20 protein-coding genes and 1 pseudogene are annotated in these 17,305 nt (G+C 67.6%); 11 read left to right on the top strand and 10 right to left on the bottom strand.

The window, feature by feature from the left end:
- Positions 1 to 40: 40 nt before the first annotated feature.
- Complete coding sequence (locus KLK06_RS19310; RefSeq protein WP_308168333.1) at positions 41 to 1,672, top strand: heparinase II/III family protein; 1,632 nt, start codon at positions 41 to 43, stop codon at positions 1,670 to 1,672.
- Positions 1,673 to 1,680: 8 nt separating this feature from the next.
- Here KLK06_RS19310 and cimA read toward each other — a convergent pair whose 3' ends face one another.
- The 3 genes from cimA to KLK06_RS19295 all read right to left on the bottom strand — a co-directional run bounded on the left by cimA (position 1,681) and on the right by KLK06_RS19295 (position 4,818).
- Positions 1,681 to 3,258 carry a citramalate synthase gene (cimA, locus tag KLK06_RS19305; protein WP_214636924.1) on the bottom strand — a complete coding sequence of 526 codons (1,578 nt, stop codon included), beginning with the start codon at positions 3,256 to 3,258 and terminating at the stop codon, positions 1,681 to 1,683.
- Between the two features lie 199 nt (positions 3,259 to 3,457).
- On the bottom strand, positions 3,458 to 4,108 hold the full coding sequence (locus KLK06_RS19300) for a thioredoxin domain-containing protein (RefSeq protein WP_214636923.1): 651 nt from the start codon (positions 4,106 to 4,108) through the stop codon (positions 3,458 to 3,460).
- Positions 4,109 to 4,170: 62 nt separating this feature from the next.
- Positions 4,171 to 4,818 carry a TetR/AcrR family transcriptional regulator gene (locus KLK06_RS19295; protein ID WP_214636922.1) on the bottom strand — a complete coding sequence of 216 codons (648 nt, stop codon included), beginning with the start codon at positions 4,816 to 4,818 and terminating at the stop codon, positions 4,171 to 4,173.
- 212 nt (positions 4,819 to 5,030) lie between these two features.
- Here KLK06_RS19295 and KLK06_RS19290 point away from each other — a divergent pair, with 212 nt between their 5' ends.
- Complete coding sequence (locus tag KLK06_RS19290; protein WP_214636921.1) at positions 5,031 to 5,675, top strand: O-methyltransferase; 645 nt, start codon at positions 5,031 to 5,033, stop codon at positions 5,673 to 5,675.
- A gap of 60 nt (positions 5,676 to 5,735) precedes the next feature.
- Here KLK06_RS19290 and KLK06_RS19285 read toward each other — a convergent pair whose 3' ends face one another.
- Positions 5,736 to 6,314 carry a TetR/AcrR family transcriptional regulator gene (locus tag KLK06_RS19285; protein WP_214636920.1) on the bottom strand — a complete coding sequence of 193 codons (579 nt, stop codon included), beginning with the start codon at positions 6,312 to 6,314 and terminating at the stop codon, positions 5,736 to 5,738.
- A 112-nt stretch (positions 6,315 to 6,426) separates the two neighbouring features.
- On the opposite strand from KLK06_RS19285, the gene KLK06_RS19280 reads away from it, so the two are divergent.
- Complete coding sequence (locus KLK06_RS19280) at positions 6,427 to 7,161, top strand: SDR family oxidoreductase (RefSeq protein ID WP_214636919.1); 735 nt, start codon at positions 6,427 to 6,429, stop codon at positions 7,159 to 7,161.
- 44 nt (positions 7,162 to 7,205) lie between these two features.
- Positions 7,206 to 7,655 (top strand): redox-sensitive transcriptional activator SoxR, encoded by a 450-nt coding sequence (gene soxR, locus KLK06_RS19275; RefSeq protein ID WP_214636918.1) that lies wholly within the window; start codon positions 7,206 to 7,208, stop codon positions 7,653 to 7,655.
- Here soxR and KLK06_RS19270 read toward each other — a convergent pair whose 3' ends face one another.
- A complete protein-coding gene (locus tag KLK06_RS19270; RefSeq protein WP_214636917.1) occupies positions 7,656 to 8,471 on the bottom strand; it encodes an SDR family NAD(P)-dependent oxidoreductase in 816 nt (271 codons plus the stop codon).
- Between the two features lie 108 nt (positions 8,472 to 8,579).
- Between KLK06_RS19270 and KLK06_RS19265 the strand changes: the two genes are divergently transcribed.
- Together KLK06_RS19265 and KLK06_RS19260 are read left to right on the top strand one after the other, a co-directional pair.
- Positions 8,580 to 8,999, top strand: a complete 420-nt coding sequence (locus KLK06_RS19265; protein WP_214636916.1) for a helix-turn-helix domain-containing protein — start codon at positions 8,580 to 8,582, stop codon at positions 8,997 to 8,999.
- A 40-nt stretch (positions 9,000 to 9,039) separates the two neighbouring features.
- Positions 9,040 to 9,783 (top strand): hypothetical protein, encoded by a 744-nt coding sequence (locus KLK06_RS19260; protein WP_214636915.1) that lies wholly within the window; start codon positions 9,040 to 9,042, stop codon positions 9,781 to 9,783.
- Here the strand turns inward: KLK06_RS19260 and KLK06_RS19255 are convergent.
- Positions 9,766 to 10,329, bottom strand: a complete 564-nt coding sequence (locus KLK06_RS19255; protein WP_214636914.1) for a PadR family transcriptional regulator — start codon at positions 10,327 to 10,329, stop codon at positions 9,766 to 9,768. The two genes, KLK06_RS19260 and KLK06_RS19255, sit on opposite strands and share 18 nt — an antisense overlap.
- Positions 10,330 to 10,557: 228 nt before the next feature.
- Here KLK06_RS19255 and KLK06_RS19250 point away from each other — a divergent pair, with 228 nt between their 5' ends.
- Complete coding sequence (locus KLK06_RS19250; protein WP_214636913.1) at positions 10,558 to 10,791, top strand: hypothetical protein; 234 nt, start codon at positions 10,558 to 10,560, stop codon at positions 10,789 to 10,791.
- A 59-nt stretch (positions 10,792 to 10,850) separates the two neighbouring features.
- Here the strand turns inward: KLK06_RS19250 and KLK06_RS19245 are convergent, their stop codons facing one another.
- The gene (locus KLK06_RS19245; RefSeq protein ID WP_214636912.1) at positions 10,851 to 11,612 is read right to left on the bottom strand and encodes a class I SAM-dependent methyltransferase; all 762 of its coding nucleotides are present in this window, start codon (positions 11,610 to 11,612) and stop codon (positions 10,851 to 10,853) included.
- A 568-nt stretch (positions 11,613 to 12,180) separates the two neighbouring features.
- On the opposite strand from KLK06_RS19245, the gene KLK06_RS19240 reads away from it, so the two are divergent.
- Positions 12,181 to 12,573 (top strand): nuclear transport factor 2 family protein, encoded by a 393-nt coding sequence (locus tag KLK06_RS19240; protein ID WP_214636911.1) that lies wholly within the window; start codon positions 12,181 to 12,183, stop codon positions 12,571 to 12,573.
- A gap of 25 nt (positions 12,574 to 12,598) precedes the next feature.
- On the opposite strand, the gene KLK06_RS19235 is transcribed toward KLK06_RS19240, so the two are convergent.
- Entirely contained in the window at positions 12,599 to 13,054 is a 456-nt protein-coding gene (locus KLK06_RS19235; RefSeq protein ID WP_214636910.1) for a pyridoxamine 5'-phosphate oxidase family protein, read from the bottom strand.
- Between the two features lie 519 nt (positions 13,055 to 13,573).
- Complete coding sequence (locus KLK06_RS19230; RefSeq protein ID WP_214636909.1) at positions 13,574 to 14,137, bottom strand: DUF3841 domain-containing protein; 564 nt, start codon at positions 14,135 to 14,137, stop codon at positions 13,574 to 13,576.
- A gap of 195 nt (positions 14,138 to 14,332) precedes the next feature.
- Between KLK06_RS19230 and KLK06_RS19225 the strand changes: the two genes are divergently transcribed.
- The 3 genes from KLK06_RS19225 to KLK06_RS19215 all read left to right on the top strand — a co-directional run bounded on the left by KLK06_RS19225 (position 14,333) and on the right by KLK06_RS19215 (position 17,011).
- On the top strand, positions 14,333 to 14,740 hold the full coding sequence (locus KLK06_RS19225; RefSeq protein ID WP_214636908.1) for a VOC family protein: 408 nt from the start codon (positions 14,333 to 14,335) through the stop codon (positions 14,738 to 14,740).
- Positions 14,741 to 14,801: 61 nt separating this feature from the next.
- Positions 14,802 to 15,680, top strand: coding sequence for a sigma-70 family RNA polymerase sigma factor (locus KLK06_RS19220; protein WP_214636907.1), 879 nt, complete (start codon positions 14,802 to 14,804; stop codon positions 15,678 to 15,680).
- A gap of 149 nt (positions 15,681 to 15,829) precedes the next feature.
- Positions 15,830 to 17,011 carry a beta-propeller fold lactonase family protein gene (locus KLK06_RS19215; protein WP_214636906.1) on the top strand — a complete coding sequence of 394 codons (1,182 nt, stop codon included), beginning with the start codon at positions 15,830 to 15,832 and terminating at the stop codon, positions 17,009 to 17,011.
- 14 nt (positions 17,012 to 17,025) lie between these two features.
- Here KLK06_RS19215 and KLK06_RS63095 read toward each other — a convergent pair.
- A pseudogene (locus KLK06_RS63095) lies at positions 17,026 to 17,277 on the bottom strand (hypothetical protein); the annotation flags it as partial.
- Between the last annotated feature and the right edge of the window lie 28 nt (positions 17,278 to 17,305).

Raw genomic sequence — 17,305 nt, 5'->3', positions numbered from 1 at the left:
CATGTTCCGCCCCCATCTTTTTGGCCCGGAAGGAACCGGCGTGCGCCGCCTTGCGATCCCCCTCACTCTCATGCTCGTTTTCAGCGGGCTGGTGAGCACAGCGCACGCCGACACGTCGGTGAAGCGCACCGCGCAGTGCCAGGGCGACTGGCTGCCCGGCACGCCCACGGCGGACGAGGTCATGCGGGGTGAGCTGCCGTTGGTCGAGCAGCCTCCGGTGAAGATCGGCACGAAGATCAACTGGGCCATGAGCCCGTACCACAACCGTTCGTGGGAGTTCGTCTTCCAGTCGCTGCGCTGGATGGGCACGCTGGTCGTCGCGTACGAGAACAGCGGCGAGGAGCGCTACCTCGACCGGGCCAAGGAGATCACCAAGGACTGGGTCGACCACAACGGGCGCGGCGCCCGCGGCACCCCGTCGTACGCCTGGAAGGACCACCCGGTCTCGCTCCGCTCCCAGGCGCTGGTCTGCCTGAGCATGCACGTGAAGGACGCCTGGCTGAAGCGGTCGCTGGCCGAGCACGCCAAGCTCCTGTCCGAATCGCGGCTCTACAAGAAGGGCCACAACCACGGGATCGACCAGGACATCGCGCTCATGGGCATCGGCTGCCGCTACGGCCGCAAGGACTGGACGAGCCTGGCCGTCAAGCGGCTGACCGGCACGGTCAAGCTCGACGTCGACTCCCAGGGCGCGCTCATGGAGCAGGCGCCGCGCTACGCCGTCTACGTGCACAGCAGGCTCATGGTCGCGATGACCAACATGAAGGACTGCGGCCGCAAGGTGCCCGGCGAGATCACCAAGCGGGCCGACGCGCTCAAGATGTTCGTCGCCCACTCCACCCAGCCCAACGGGTTCATGGTGCCGATCGGCGACGGCAGCGCCGAGGTCGAGCCCAAGATGGAGACCGGCACGCCCAAGGAGAACGTCAAGGTCTACAAGGCCGGCTACGTGTACGGCCGGACGGACTGGGGCAAGCCCGAATCCGCCTTCTACTCGATCAGGTTCGGCCCCGGCCTGAAGTTCCACGGCCATGAGGACCACCTGGGCGTGACCTACTACGCGCAGGGCCGCGACATCCTGGTCGACGGCGGCTTCAACTCCTACGAGAAGAGCTCCTACCGCTACTGGACGCTCTCCCCCGAGGCGCACAACGTGCCGTCCGTGGTGGGCGAGCGCTTCCGCCCGCGCACGGCCAGCAAGCTGGTCAAGACGTCGTACGGCAAGGACCGGCAGTCCTTCCGGCTGACCGACAAGGCCTATGGCGTAAGCCGTACCCGATCGGTGCTGGTGAACCACGGCCAGGACGTGATGGCGGTGCTCGACACCGCGTCCGGCGGCAAGAAGGTCACGAACCTGTGGCGCTTCGCCCCGTCGTTCAAGGTGATCTCCAACGGCGGCGGCCGGGTCGTGCTGGGCGACGGGAAGTTCCGGGTCACGCTGGTCCAGCTCGCGGGGTGCAAGCCGGTGGGCGGGCAGAAGGTGCGGCGGGGCGGGAAGCTGGGCTGGGTGTCGCCGACGTACCTGTCGAAGCTGCCGACGAACGTGGTCGTCTCCCCGGCGGCCAAGTCGCTGCTGACCGTCATCGTGCCCGACACCGACTCGCCGAAGGTGTCCTGTTCGGGAGGGAAGGTCAAGGTCCAGGGCCTGACCTTCCCCGCCGGGCTGCTCTAGCCGAACGGCTAGCCGGCCTCGTGGCCCGCGCGGAGCAGGCCGTACGTCACCGCCTGCTCCAGCGCCTGCCAGGAGGCGTCGATGATGTTCTCGGCGACGCCGACCGTGGACCACTCGGCCGTGTCGTCGCTGGAGGTGATGAGCACGCGGGTGATGGCGTCGGTGCCGTGGGTGCCTTCGAGGATGCGCACCTTGTAGTCGATGAGCTCCAGCCGGGCCAGCTCGGGGTAGAGCTTCTCCAGCGCCAGGCGTACCGCCCGGTCGAGGGCGTTGACCGGGCCGTTGCCCTCGCCGGTGGCGACGATGCGCTCGCCCTTGGCGTGCAGCTTGACCGTGGCCTCGCTGACCAGCTCGCCGCCCTTGGCCCGCTCGACGATCACCCGCCACGACTCGACCTCGAAGTGACGCGTGCGCTCGCCGTGGACGGTGTCGCGCAGCAGCAGCTCGAAGGAGGCGTCGGCGGCCTCGAACGTGAAGCCCTTCGACTCCAGGTCCTTGACCCGGCCGACCAGTGTCTTGGTGGCCTCGGGGGTGAGTTCGTAGCCCAGTTCGCGGCCCTTGAGCTCGACCGAGGCGCGGCCGGCCATGTCGGAGACCAGCATGCGCATGTCGTTGCCGACCTGGGCGGGGTCGATGTGCTGGTAGAGGTTCGGGTCGACCTTGATGGCGCTGGCGTGCAGCCCGCCCTTGTGCGCGAACGCCGACGTGCCGACGTAGGGCGCGTGGGAGTTGGGCGTGACGTTGGTGACCTCGGTGATCGCGTGGGCGATGCGCGTCATGTCGGCGAGCGACTCCTGCGGCACCAGGTCGAAGCCCCGCTTGAGCTGGAGGTTCGCGACCACGGTGAACAGGTTGGCGTTGCCGGACCGCTCGCCGTACCCGTTGGCGCAGCCCTGCACGTGCGTGGCGCCGGCCTTGACGGCGGCGAGCGTGTTGGCGACCGCGCAGCCGGTGTCGTCGTGGCAGTGGATGCCGACGCGGGCGCTGGTCTGGGCGGCGGCGTGAACGATGTCGGCCAGCTCGTCGGGGAGCATGCCACCATTGGTGTCACACAGGGCGATGACGTCGGCACCCGCCTCGGCAGCGGTACGCAGGACCTCCAGCGCGTACGCTGGATTGGACTTGTAGCCGTCGAAGAAGTGCTCGGCGTCGAGGAAGACTCGCTGTCCCCCCGCACGAAGGTGGGAGACCGTGTCGCGGATCATCGCGAGGTTCTCCTGGAGAGTCGTGCGGAGGGCCAGCTCCACGTGCCGGTCGTGGCTCTTGGCGACAAGGGTCACGACCGGCGCGCCGGATTCGCGCAAGGCGGCCACCAACGGGTCGTCGGCTGCCTTCACACCTGCTCGGCGGGTCGCACCGAACGCGGCGAGTTGCGCGTGCTTCAGGTCGAGCTCTGTTTGAGCGCGCCTGAAGAACTCTGTGTCCTTGGGGTTGGCGCCTGGCCAGCCCCCTTCGATGAAGCCGACGCCCAGGCCGTCCAGCTGCCGCGCGACGGCGAGTTTGTCGGCGACGGTGAGGGTGAGGCCCTCCTGCTGTGCGCCGTCACGCAGCGTCGTGTCATACACGTGAAAGCGGTCGTCGGCCATGGTGTCGTCTCCCTGGAAAACAAAAAGACCCCTCACGGACGTGAGAGGTCTGCGCGCTGGCGGTGTCCCTTTGTCAGCCAGCGCGCCTGCTGATAATGAGCAGACCGTAGAACATGGTGCTTGCGAGTCTGCCACACCTATCCACTGGTCGGCACACTGGTCTCAGCCTTTGGGATGTTTTTTGGGACGGTGACGCTGTTCAGACGGTGACGCCCGTGCCTCCGGTGATGGCCCGCTCCAGGGTTGCCGGGTCGAAGGCCTCGTTGCCCAGCTGTTCGCCGTCGAGGAGCAGGGTCGGCGTCCCATCGATCTGTATCTTCGCGCTCTCCCGCAGGTGCTCGTCGGCGTACGACTGCGAGGTCACGCACTGATCGACGGACGCGCCGACCTTCCTGGCCGCCTCGGCCAGGTCCTGCACGCCGAACCCCGACGTCAGCCCGTGCGGCGAGGGCTGCATGGCGTACAACTCATCCCTGAACGCCAGCCAGCTCTCCTCCGGCACGCAGCGGGCAGCGGCGGCGGCGCGGACGGAGTTGGACCGCATGGGCTCGTCCTCGAAGACCGTCACCGGATGGAAGACGACCTTGACCTTGCCCTCCTTCGCCAGCCGCTCGATGGTCGCGTTGACCCTGGTGTGCAGTTCCTTGCAGACGGGACAGTCGAAGTCCTCGTAGAGGTCGAGCACAGGGGCGTCTCCGCCCCTGTCCGCGAGCACCATGGAACCGTCGGGTTGCCGGGTCAGCCGCACTCCCTGCGCCGACGAACTGCCTGGCTCGGAGAACGCCACGACAGTCAGCAGCACGACGAGCGCCACGCCCGCGGCCACGACGGCCGCCAACCTCTTGTTCATTCTGCCCGCCCTTAGCTCATTGATCGCCGAGACCTTACCCGAAGAGGGCGGGCGGACGTCGTTCAGCCTCCGGGCGAGCCGTTGCCGTTGCCGTTGTGATGGTGGTTGCCGTTGCCGTTCCCGTTGCCGTTGCCGTTCCCGTACGCGCGCATGAACGTGCGGACCCCGGCGGCGATGGAGGCGTCGAGTTCGTCGTCTCGCATCGTCGCGTCACCGATGGTCCAGCCGACCTGGGCGTCATACGTGATCAACGCCAGGAAGTCGCGCGCCGCTTGGTCGGGATCGGCCAGGGAGAGCTTTCCGGCCAGCGCCAGCCGGGCGAACCTGGCGGCCAGGGACCCCGCGAGCTGGTCCTGGCCACGTTGCCGCCACTGCCTGGCGATCTCGGGACGCCGGGATCCCTCTGCCTGGACGAGTGTGCGCAAGGCTCGCGCCCGCTCGCCCATGAGACAGCCACGCATGAGATCACCGGCGAACGCCGTCAGCTCCGCCATGAGGTTCGCCGGACGATCGGGAAAAGTCTCGATCATGGCGAATTGCTGGGCATTGACCTGATCGAAGTTCTCGTCGATCAGGGACTCGAACAAGCGCTGCTTGTCGCCCAGATGGTTGTAGATGGTCTGTTTGGATACCGCCGCTTCTGCGGCGATGGTTTCGATGCTCGCACCCGAGTAACCGTCCCGGACGAACACCCTCATTGCAGCGGTCATGATCGCTTCTCGTTTGGCGATACGCCCGCGCGGAGCAGCCTTCCCGGTCGCCCCTAGGCCCCTCGCCGAGGTCGCCGTTTCACCCACCCCGTAAGGGTACCCGTTTGACTTATCGGACGTTTTATGTCTTTAAACATCGGGGATTATGTCTTTCCGCATTGTGGCCGACCAACTGGGCCTGAGCCGCTCCGATGCTCGTTAGGAATGAAATCATGAAATCCGAATTTCTCGACCCCGCCGTGGCCCGCTACCTCGTGGACCACTCCAGCCAGCCTGACCCCCTTCTGGAGCAACTGATCGCCGAGACGCTCGCGGCGACGGGCGACAGCGCGGGCATGCAGATCACGGCCGACCAGGGCGTGTTCCTCACGATGATCACCCAGCTCACCGCGCCGGAGGTGGCGGTCGAGGTGGGCACGTTCACCGGATACTCGTCGCTGTCCATCGCCAGGGGCCTGTCCGGCGGCAAGCTGCACTGCTTCGACGTCAGCGACGAGTGGACGTCCATCGCCCGCCGCTACTGGGAGAAGGCCGGCGTGGCGGACCGCATCACCCTCACCCTGGGCCCGGCGCTGGAGACGCTCGCCGCCTTCCAGCAGCCCATCAACCTGGCCTTCCTCGACGCCGACAAGGGGAACTACCCGGCGTACTACGAGCTGCTGATCGACCGGCTGCGGCCGGGCGGCCTGCTCATGGTGGACAACACGCTGTGGAGCGGGCGGGTGGCCGACCCGGCCGAGTCGGATCCGGGGACCGTGCGGATGCGCGAGTTCAACAACCTGGTGCGGGAGGACCCCCGGGTCACCGTGGTGATTCTGCCGATCGCCGACGGGCTCACCATGATCCGACGGAACTAGGGGCCGTTCCAGACGCGGCCGGGCGACCATCACCAGGCGCCCGGCCGCGGGCGGCGCCCATCAGCTTTCGGGGAGCCGCATCAGCCCGTCCAGGGTGAGGTCGAGGAGGCGTTCGGCCTGCTCTCGCTGCTCGGGCTCCGCCGAGGTGAGGGCGATGCCGGCGAGCGCGGCGGACATGTCGCTCGCGCTGATGTCGGACCGGATCTCGCCGGCGGCCATGCAGGCGTCCATGAGCGAGGAGAGGGCGGCCTGAATCAGCTCGCGGCTGCGGGCGTAGGGGTTGGTTCCCGAGGCGACGACTGCTCGCAGGGCGTCGGCCATGCCCAGCTTGGCGGTGGCGTAGTCGATGAAGCGGCGCGTCCAGGCGCGTAGCGCCGCACCTGGCGGCATGGTCGCCAGGAGCTCGGGGACGGCGTCGCACAGCCGGGCCACCTCGTTGCGGTAGGCCGCCTCGATCAGGATCTCCCGGGTGGGGAAGTTGCGGTAGAGCGTGCCGGTCCCCACGCCCGCTTCCTTGGCGATGCGCTCGAAGTGCGCGTCCAGCCCCTCTTCGGTGAACACGCGCACCGCGGCGACCAGGATCTTGTCCCGGTTGCGCTGCGCGTCAGCCCTCAGCGGACGTTCTGCGGCTCGGGCCATCAACGGCTCTCCCCTCTCCATTTGCTAAGTGGAGGCACCGCCACTTAGGGTGGGACGAAGTGGCGGCGCCTCCACTTTCACTGTAGGGCACTTTCTGGAAGGACTGCCAATCATGTCGGGTATCGAAGGCAAGGTCGTGGCGATCACGGGCGCCAGCAGCGGCATCGGCGAAGCGACCGCGCTGCTGCTCGCCGAGCGCGGCGCGAAAGTCGTCCTCGGGGCACGCCGTACGGAGCGGCTAGAGGCCCTGGCCGCCCGCATCGAAAAGGCCGGCGGTGAAGCCGCCTGGGCCCGTACGGACGTGAAGCGACGCGAGGACCTGGCCGGCCTCGTCGGGCTGGCCCGTGAGCGCTTCGGCAAGATCGACGTCCTCATCAGCAATGCCGGGATCGGCCTGATCTCCCCCCTGGACGACCTCCGCGTCGAGGACTGGGAGGAGATGATCGACGTCAACTTCAAAGGTGTCCTGTACGGCATCGCCGCGGCCCTGCCCGTCTTCCGGGAACAGGGTTTCGGGCACTTCATCAACATCCTGTCCACCTCGGGCTTGCGTATCGTTCCGCTGCAGTCGGTGTACGCCGGGACGAAGAACGCCGTACGCACCATCTCCGAGGGCCTGCGCCAGGAGGCCGGCGACAGCCTGCGCGTGACCGTCGTCTCGCCGGGCATCATCAAGACGGACTTCGCCGAGCAGATGCGTCCGGAGATGAGGGCCCAGATCCTCGACACGATGAGCACGATCGCGATCTCACCGGACGCGGTGGCCCGCGCCGTCGCCTTCGCCATCGAGCAGCCGGACGGCGTCGATGTGGGGGACATCGTCGTCCGCCCCACAGCCCAGAACTAGGCTCATACCTGAACCAATGTTCAAGTACGGGCTAGGCTCGGAGCGTGCCCGAAGCGATCGCCAAGGAACTGACCATCGGTGAGCTGTCCGAGCGCAGCGGCGTGCCCCCGTCCGCGCTGCGCTTCTACGAGCGGCAGGGGCTCATCGACAGCCGCCGGACCACCGGCAACCAGCGTCGCTATCACCGCACCACGCTGCGGCGGGTGGCGTTCATCCGGGCGTCCCAGAGCGTCGGCATACCGCTGTCGGTGATCGGCGGCGTGCTGGACCTGCTGCCGGAGGGCGTCCCGCCGACGCGGGAGTTCTGGATCCGGGCGTCGGAGTGCTGGAGCGAGGAGATCAACGCGCGCATCGAGCGGATGGAACGGATGCGTGACCGGTTCGCGGAGTGCATCGGGTGCGGGTGCCTGTCGTTCGAGCAGTGCGCCCTGGTCAATCCCGGCGATGCCCTCGCCCAGCAGGGCCCGGGCCCGCGCCGCCTGCTGGAGCCTTGATCAAGCGCCCGATGGGATGCCCAGCTCGGCGAGCAGGCGGGCGGTGCCCTCGCGCAGCTTCCGCGCGTCGGCCGGATCGACCGGCCGGGTGATCTCCTTGCGGCCCTTGAAGGCGCTCACCGGTGAAGCGGGCGGCTGGTCGACCAGGCCGACGATGGGCGCGATCGCCTTGGCGGGCGGAGCGGCGGCCAGCTTTCCCAGCAGACCCATGATCGCCCTGGTCGGCCGGTTGAAGTCCCCCGCGAAGCTGGTCTCCACGTATCCCGGGTTGTACAGGACGTACGTGATCTCGGGGAAGCACGTCGCGATGAGTTCGTTGGCCCGCCTGGCCTGCCGGTTCGCCTTGAGAGAGGTGAACCCCGACCGCAGCCCGAGATCGTCCCACTGGATCGCGTCCCGGGGCGCCCCCGGCACGGAGACGTTCACCACGATGGGTCGTGGCGCGGCCCGCAACCGATCGGCCAGGCCAAGCGTGAGGATGTAGCGGCTCAGGTAGAACAGCGCGAAGGTGTGCTCGACGCCTTCGGCCGTCTCGTGGCGGCGGGTACTGACGTACGCGGCGCACATGATCAGCGCGTCCACGCTCGGGAATCCGGCGGCGATCTCGGCGGCGACACGTTCGCTCTCGCGCGCCAGCGCCAGATCGGCCCGCAGGAAGCGCAGCCGCCCGGGGGCCGTTTCGGCTTCGGTACGGATCGCGTCCGCCTTGGCGGCGCTACGGCCGATGATGACGACGGTCTCACCGGCACGCAGGTAGTGCAGCGCCAGAGCCCTGCCGATACCGTCCGTGCCGCCGGAGATGACGATGGTTCTCATATGGCTGACCCCAATGGTTACTTTTTGTGGGTAGCCATATGCTTTGTCACCATAGCCGCCTCGCACAAGACGGCACATTGATGTCAGAAACCCACAAGGAGGTAACTAATGGACGCGCCATCCGCGCGGTGGCCCCCGTTCCCCGTGGACGGCTCAGACAAGGCAGACGAAGAGATCTGCCGCCAGGTGCTGCGGATCCTCTCCCTGGTCGGCGACAAGTGGAGCCTGTTGATCATCGGCAGCCTCCGCGACCGCACGCTGCGCTTCGGGGAACTGCAACGCGCCGTCACCGGCATCTCCCAGCGCATGCTCACGCTGACCCTCCGCCAGCTCGAACGTGACGGCCTGGTCTCCCGGACGGTCCACGCGAGCGTCCCACCACGCGTGGACTACGCGCTCACCGAACTCGGCACCACACTGCTCGCCCCCGTCACCGCTCTGGGCAGTTGGGCGGCCACACACCGCCAGACCATCAACGAGAACCGCCGCCGGTACGAAGCCGACCACCCACCGGCCGCTCCGTCCTGAAGATCATCGGTAAGGTGTCGCGCAAAAAAGGAGGCGCACTTTGTCGCGATTAGCCTTGCTGATCTGGGTGGCCGCTCTGACCGCCGCGGCCTATCCCACCTGGGACACGTGGCGCCCTCAAGCCGAGAGCGAGCACGGGGTGTTCTACGGCTGCTTCGGCAACTACTTGGACGAGTCGCCATCGCTGTTCCAGCCGCTGCGTGGCGATCTCGCCACGATGACGGAACTCGCCACGACGTGGGCCGTTCCCGCGCTGGTCGTGCTCGCCGCTCTCGGCCGCTGGCACTCGGCCGCGGCGGGCCGTCGGGCGGCGGCGGTCCTCACTCTGATCGCGTTCATCAGACCGCTTACTCCCGTGTACGCCGGGGATGCCCCATGTGAGGGAGGGCTGCCCCTGTTCAGCCTGGACTGGTTCAAGACCGTGGCCTGCGCGTGGGGGCCGTACGAGCTGGCCCTCCTGACAGCCGCCCTGCTGGTGCTCCTCGCGACGCACGCGTTCGGCCCTGCCGAGGAGCCGTCCATCACCGCACCCTCCAGGCCCGCGTGGCACCGGGGGCTGGCGCTCCTGATCGACTACCTGGCCGTGGCCGCGCTGGTCACCATCGCCGTCCGAGTGGGCGGGGGCTGGTCGCTCGAGGTCACGGGCGGCCTGCTGCAGTGGCTCAGTTTTGATCAGGTACTCGGCGACCCGGCCCGGCTGCTCTTCTACCCGGCGCTGGTCCTCTACATCCTGGTCAGGTGGCGCTTCACCCGCCGTCTCGCAGCTTCAGGTGATGGCGGCTGAGCGCTGCTTCAGGACGGCCAGGGCCCACTCGCCCCACCGGTGGTTCTCGCGTTCGAAGGCCAGGCCGCGCATCAGGGTCAGGTAGGGGCCGATGCGGTCGGCGTGCGCCAGGTACTCCTCCTCGCTGCGGCCGTTCAGCAACCGGGTGCGTAGCCGTTCGTATCGGGCGATCTTGGCTTCGGCCCAGTCCACGCGTTCCTCGATGGCGGCCCGCACGGCCTCGGCGTCGCCGGCGTCCACGGCTTGGACCTTGACCATCAGCTCGTCGCGGATCGCGCCCGGGCGGGGTGGCGTGGCGGTGAATTCGCGCAGCACACGGTGTCCGGCCTCGGTCAGGGAGAACAGTCGCTTGTTGGGGCGGCGTTCCTGCTCGACGACACGCGCCTGGACCAGCCCCTCGGCCCGCATCCTGTCCAGCTCCCGGTACAGCTGCTGGGGTGTGGCCATCCAGAAGTTGGCCACCGACGCGTCGAACCCCTTGGCCAGGTCGTATCCGGACGCTTCGCCCTCCAGGAGCGCGGCCATCACCGCGTGACGCAACGACATCCGCCAACGATATCGCCGGAGTGATTAACCATCCCGGTTCCTAGTCAACGATGCGACTATCGAAGCCTACTCATCCCGGGGTGCCGCCGTAGGGTGGCGGGATGATCTACGTCGAGACGCCCCTTACCCGTGAGATCCGCGAGGCTGTGGCTCTGACCTGGGGCGTCACGGGACAGGGTGAGCGGTAGCACGGCGGAGAGGAGTCCGCCGCCTACCGCCTCGACGGGCATGTCATCCGCGTCGGCCCGGCGTTGCGCGCCGCCGCCGAATCGGAGTGGTGCCACGCGCTACCACGAGGCGGGCGGCACAGCAGCCCGCCTGACCGAGGAGTCGCTCGCTCAGCTCGCCAGGCACAAGCTCCGCAGGGAGCATGCCTACTTCCGCAAGGCCGTCCGCTCGGGGGTGACGCACGACGAATACCACCGCGCCCGGGTAGAGCTGTTCCACCGAATGCACCCCTGACAGCGGCCGGCATAGCTCCGGGAGCCCTTGGGCATGGCGAACGTACTGATCGTCGGCCGTCAGCGCAGAACCAGGAGGTCAAGCCAATTGGCTCTGGGTTCCGGACTGGGTGCCTGCTCGGCGTCCTGCACGGCGCGGCGGAGCTGTTCCTTGCCCCGTAGGAACTCCTCCTCGGTGAGGCCGCGCATGATGGTGGCGGAGCGGCGGAAGACATCCACCTGGGCGAGGAAATCGGCAAGGCTGATCATTGTCTCGGGGACCGGCTCAAGCGCGTCGCGGCGGAATCCCGCGGTGGCGAACGCCTGGCACGTCTGCTCGAGGGAGGGAAAGGTATCGGTCGTCCGGGTGGTCTCGGGAAAGAACTCCCAGGGAAAGGTGCGCGTCGTATAGGCCCTGTCCGGATATCCCTGCCGAATCAGAACGGGAGCGCCCGGGCGCAGAACGCGGCGGATTTCTCGCGCGGCGGCTTCCATGTCGGGGATGTGGTGGATCATGAGGGACATCCAGGCTCCGTCCGCCGAGCCGTCTGGGAGCGGGAGGGCGCCGGCGTCGCCTTCCAGCACCTGGATGCCCGGACGGCGCGGAATCTGGGCCCGCATCGCCGCCGACGGTTCGACCGCGAGGACGCTGAGGCCGAACCAATCGCTGAAAGCGGCGGAGAACGCGCCGGTCCCCGCGCCGATGTCGGCCACGGTCATCCCGGGCGACGGGCTGAGGTGCCGCCGTATCGCTTCACGCCATTCTTCGAGCCCGTCTCGGGGAACCTCACGGACCGCCTTGTACGCTGCCGCGGTCTGGTCGTCGTAGGCGATTCTGGCCATGTAGCGCCTCCTGATTCACACTGCTTCGAAATCGCGCCGCTAGGTCGTCATTCGGCTCGCGGTACCGCGGCCCGTTTCTGCCGCATTCCGCTGGCACCCGTCGTAGGGGAAGCCGGCCATATTGGTTCCGAACGCATGCCCCAACAGAACAACCCGGTCGTGTCTCCACACATCGAGCAACAACGCCAAGTCGTGAACGGCGGACGATCGTGTGCTCTCCCTCCCAGGACGATCCGCCGGTGCCGCGCTGCTCCTGGACCGCCGTGCACCATGACCACGGGAAATCTCTGCGGAATCACCGAGCCCGCGGTCCACGTACGTAGCTGCGTACCGTTGTCAAACTCGATCATGGTCGCGGTCATGGACGTGAGTGTAATGCGATCAAGGTCAGATAAAAAGATCTCTAACGGACACTCGCCGGACTGGGAGCGGGAAGCTAATTCCCCAGGTCAAGGCCTATATGGCGGCTGGTGCCACATGGGTTGACGGCACCCCTGTCCCCTGGACGACGTTGCGCGATGGAGCTACTGTCTAACGCGTATAGTCAACTAATTGAGTAGGGGTAGGCATGCAGGCGTTCCGTCAGGCCGTCGAAGCCCACGACATGGCGGCGATCGAGGCGCTGTTCGCCGAGAACATCGTGTTCACCAGCCCGGTCGCGTACCAGCCGTATCCGGGTAAGGCGCTCACGGCGGCGATCATCCGCGGCGTCTCGCGGGTGTTCGAGGACTTCCACTACGTCCGGGAGATCGCCGACGCGGACGGCCGTGACCTCGCGCTGGTGTTCCAGGCGACGGTGAACGGCAAGCAGGTCCACGGCTGTGACTTCCTGCACTTCGACGACGACGGCCTCATTGACGACTTGACGGTCATGGTGCGGCCGCTGTCGGGGGCGAACGCGCTGGCCGAGGCGATGGGCGCGCAGTTCGAGCAGATCAAGCAAGAGGCGTTCGGCACGTGAAGGCACCGCCATAGACCTCATGGGGTTACTCGCGCTCGACCTTTCGCAGCCCGTGTGCAGGCGTCCACCACTCGACGACGAGCATCGTGGCCTCGTCGTTGAGGTGGGTGTGCACGACCTCGGTGATGTCGGCGTGGAAGCGGTCGCCGTCCGATCCCTCGGTGATCGGTCCGGCGGCGATCGCCCGACCGGAGATCTTCGCCTCGCCCGGCCACTGCGCCTCGGAACCCTCGACCGGGTCGACCGTGGCGCTGTGCAGGGCGAAACGCGGTTCGCGACGGAGATCCGCGCCCTTGCGCGCGTTCAGCATCGAGCCGAAGACCAGCTCGCCGCCCTCGAAGACCGTCTCGATCCCGGAGATCCGCGGCGACCCGTCGGCGCGCAAGGTGGCAATGGTCTTGTGCCTGTGAGCGTCGAACAACGCCCGCACGCGCTGCGCGAACTCCGGCTCTGCCCGTTCGACCTCATGCCACGCCGTCATACGCCCATGATCGCACCGATGATGGGGAGCGGGATAGGCAGGCAGGGCAGCGCACCGGACGCACTCGCAATAGGCCACCTGACCGCTGAGGCGGACGCCACGGCAAGAATCATCGGGAATCGGTTCACGGGGCAGCATTCTTCGTGCCCGCTCGAGCTTGATCATCGACCGAAAGACCGATCCGATCGGCCGAACGGCTACATGGTCAGGCGTCGACCTCCGCTTCGGTTCACCCGGCGACGAGTTCGCACTGCCGGTTCGCCCAACAGTCCAGTAGCGGGAGTTGGCGTTGGTGGAGCATTGTTGCCACCAGTGCCGGGACCGCATGTAACGGGGTGGCGCATGTGGTTGGCCAGGATGCGCTGGACGGTCAGGCGGACCTGGCGTTCCTCCTGCGGACCTTCCGCCGCTGGTCGCGCCGGAAGGTGCCGGGGCCGTTGCGGCGGGCTGCCCGCCGCGCGTGACCCGGTGTGCACCAACACTCCCTGGAACAGGAATCCACTTCACCCGGGTGGTCATTCAACGATGCATCGGCGTTTCCTCGGGCTCATCCAACGACGACGGCTCCAATGGCCGGACGCTCAGCACCCACGGGCCTGCCACGCGCGGAAGGCATGCCTGGATACGCCCATAGGCCGGTTCATCGAACTCGTCCTGGTCGATCGACCAGTCCATGCTCGGTGAACTCTCGCTCATGAAGATCGCTTCCAGGAAGTTGTTCCATCGCCCATATGAGCTGAGCACTACGAACTCGTCGGGCACATCCAGGTCCAGGACGACATAGCGGTCGTACTCCTCCGGACCATCAGGATTAAGGAGCAGTTCCGCTGTCAACGCCACCCGGTCATCGCGGGTATCGGGTCCAGCCCATGCCCACAGCGGCGGTCGGCCCGCGCAGCCGATGCCGCGCCGCGCCATCTCCGCCACCATTTCCTCGTAAGCAGGACGATATGAGTGGCTCAGCACCCTGGCCCAGTCCCCAACTAATTCACCGCTGTCCTCCAGCGACTCGAGAACCATTCGATGCTGGACCGTCCACAAACGCACCGGACAAATTATGTCAGCACAGGGCACATGATCCATGGGGCGCACCCCAACCAGGCTCGACCGGCCCAAGCCCGGCTGACGGGCCTGCCGGTACGCGGCTGTCTTCAGGCAGGCCGGCGCTCTTCGAAGCCCTCAGGCGGATGCGTTACCTTCAGGCGCCGGCGCCCGTCATACAGGCGACGACCGCGTATGCCACCAGTCGTCGGACCAACAAACAGATGGGAGACCAGGGTGCTGACGAACATCATGTACGTGACGGTCTATGTCACCGATCAGGACCGCGCGCTGAAGTTCTACACCGAAGGGCTCGGCCTGGAGAAGCGCATCGACTACCCGGGGCCGGAAGGACGCTTCCTCACCGTGGGCGTTGCCGGCGGTCCGGTCGAGATCGTCCTCTGGGCGCATGAGCCGGCCGCGGGGCAGCCGATCGAGAAGCGGCCGGGCGTCGACCCCGGTCCGCTCTTCCTCGAGTCGGACGACCTGAGGAAGGACTTCGAGGTGCTTCGCCAACGAGGCGTGACATTCGATCGGCCCGAACCGGAGGACTACCCGTTCGGCGTGCGCATCGAGGCAGTGGATCCGGACGGCAACCGGATCTCGCTCCGCCAACAGCGCCGCCGAAACCATGCCGACGGCTGACCGCGCGACGATCCGGGCCCGTCATAACCCATGAGCAAGCAGATCCGAGGACGATGACAAGATGACCGACACCAGCCGGACAGACCTGGTGGCCGAGGCGTTCGAGGCCCAGCGCGACCGGCTGCGCGCCGTCGCCTACCGCGTGCTCGGATCGCACGCCGACGCCGAGGACGTAGTCCAGGAGGCCTGGATGCGCCTCGCCCGCCAGGACTCGACGACCATCGACAACCTGGCGGGCTGGCTGACCACGGTGGTCGGCAGGATCAGCCTGGATGTCCTGCGCTCACGCCAGACCCGCCCCGAGGCGTCCTACGGCGACGGACTTCCTGAGCTCTTGGTAACGGTCGACGACGGCGCTGAACCCGAAGAGCACGTGGCGCTCGCCGACTCGGTGGGGCTCGCGCTGCTCGTCGTCCTGGACTCGCTCGGGCCGAGTGAGCGGCTGGCGTTCGTGCTGCACGACCTGTTCGCGGTGCCGTTCGCCGAGATCGGCCAGATCCTCGGCAAGTCCGCCGACGCCACCAAGATGATCGCCAGCCGCGCCCGCAAGAAGGTACAGGCGACCGAACGGCCGACGGTCGTCGGACGAGAACAACGAGAGGTCATCCAAGCCTTCCGCGCGGCAACCCTGGGCGGCGATTTCGAAGCACTGCTGCGCGTGCTCGACCCGGACGTGAGACTGACCGTCGACACCCCCGCTGGGGTGGTCGTCACCCTCGGCGCCACCGAAGTCGCCGCCGGCGCGCGGATGGTCTCCGGCCAAGTCGCACGACATCAGGCGGTGCTCGTCAACGGCCTTCCCGGGTACGTCTCCTGGCGCGAGGACGGAACCCCACTCTCCATCATCTCGTTCACGGTCGCCGACGGCCGGATCACCGCCATCGCGATCGTGGCCGATCCCGCCAAGCTCGCATCGATGCGCCTGCCGGACTCTGCGTGAGCCACCCTCACGAAGCCCAAGCGAAATCCAACGCCACCAGATGACCTCATTCGCCCGCCAATAGACGGAACGGGACAGATGGAACGGGATGGCACGCCTATCGGGTGTAGGCCCATCGATGAAGTTCCATGAATGATGAGGAGTCAGTCGTGTCATCCGTGTCCATCCGGTTGTCCACGCGAGTGGGCGGTGCCGTCCTGGCCGCCGCGCTGCTCGCCGTCCCATTCCCTGCCCCGGCCCAGGCCGTCGCGGGACCAGTCTTGCCACCGTCCGGCGGCGTGGTCTACGTCACGAACGCGGGCTCCGGCAACGTCTCCTCCCTGGCGATCGGCCCGCGGGCCACCCTCAAGCTCCTCGACAAGCCCGTGTCCACCGGCGGCGAGACCCCCCGGGGCATCGCCCTCACCCCGGACGGGGCCACCGCGTACGTCGTCAACAGCGACTCCGACACACTTTCGGTGTTCCGGGTGGGGGCGCAGGGCGCGCTCCAGCCGAACCCGCGGATCGTCAAGACCGGCGACGAGCCGTGGGGAGCGACCATCTCCCCGAACGGCCGCACCCTGTACGTGACCAACACCGCCGACGCGACGATCTCGGCGTACCGGATCGGCCTGGACGGGACGCCCACCAAACTCGGCGACTTCAAGACCACCTCGGACCATCCCAAGCAGACGGTGCTGTCCCCCGACGGCCGCTTCCTCTACCTGTCGTACGCCGATGCGGACGAGACCGAAGACAGCCCGCCGCGGGTCATCACCAGATTCGCCGTACGCTTCGACGGCACGCTCGGACCCGCGCAGGACGTGGCGAAGGTCGGGCCGGCCAACTACGGGATCGCGATCAGCCCGGACGGCGCCTTCGTGTATGTGACCTCGGTGGAGCCGCAGAACGTGTGGGGGTTCCGGCGCGGCGCGGACGGCTCGCTGACCCCCGTGCCCGGATCGCCGTTCCCCGCAGCCGAATTCCCGGTCGGTCTCAAGGTCACGCCCGACGGGCAGCACCTGTACGTCGCCGGCAACGACTCCGACACCGACTCGCCCCCCGGCGGTCTGCTCGGCTTCACGATCCTCGCGGACGGCTCGCTCCGGCCGACCGCCGACTCCCCCGCCCCCACTCCCGACCACGCCGAGGTCGCGGCGGTCGCGATCACACCGGACGGCCGGGACGTCTTCGCCGCCATCCGGGACACCAACGAGGTGTCCGCGTTCGAGATCGGATCCGGCGGCACGCTGAAGGAGGCCCCGGAATCACCGTTCCTTACGGGTGGGGAGAGCCCGCGGAGCCAATCCATCGCCGTGCGCCCGGTCCTCGCATCCACCACCCCACGGTAAGGAGCAGCCTGGACTCAGTGCCCGTCGGGGGTGCGCCAATGGGCTCCAAATCCCCACAATGCATAGTGACTTTCCGGTAACAACAGCGGCGTCAGAGCCCTGCCACACCGGAAGGTGTCGGAGAGGTCGAAGAAGGCATCGATGACGGTGGTCCGGCGCTCGTAGCCGCGGGCGAGGCGGTGAAAGGCGTTCTGCCAGGCGTGGGTCCGTTCGACGTGCCCGCGCCGGCTCGCCTGGATCGGCGCCTTCTCCCCCTTACGCGATACGACCATTCAGACAGCTGAAAGCGGTGCT

Source organism: Nonomuraea sp. NEAU-A123, assembly GCF_018603905.1.
Classification (GTDB): domain Bacteria; phylum Actinomycetota; class Actinomycetes; order Streptosporangiales; family Streptosporangiaceae; genus Nonomuraea.
This window is presented reverse-complemented; position numbering and strand designations above follow the sequence as displayed.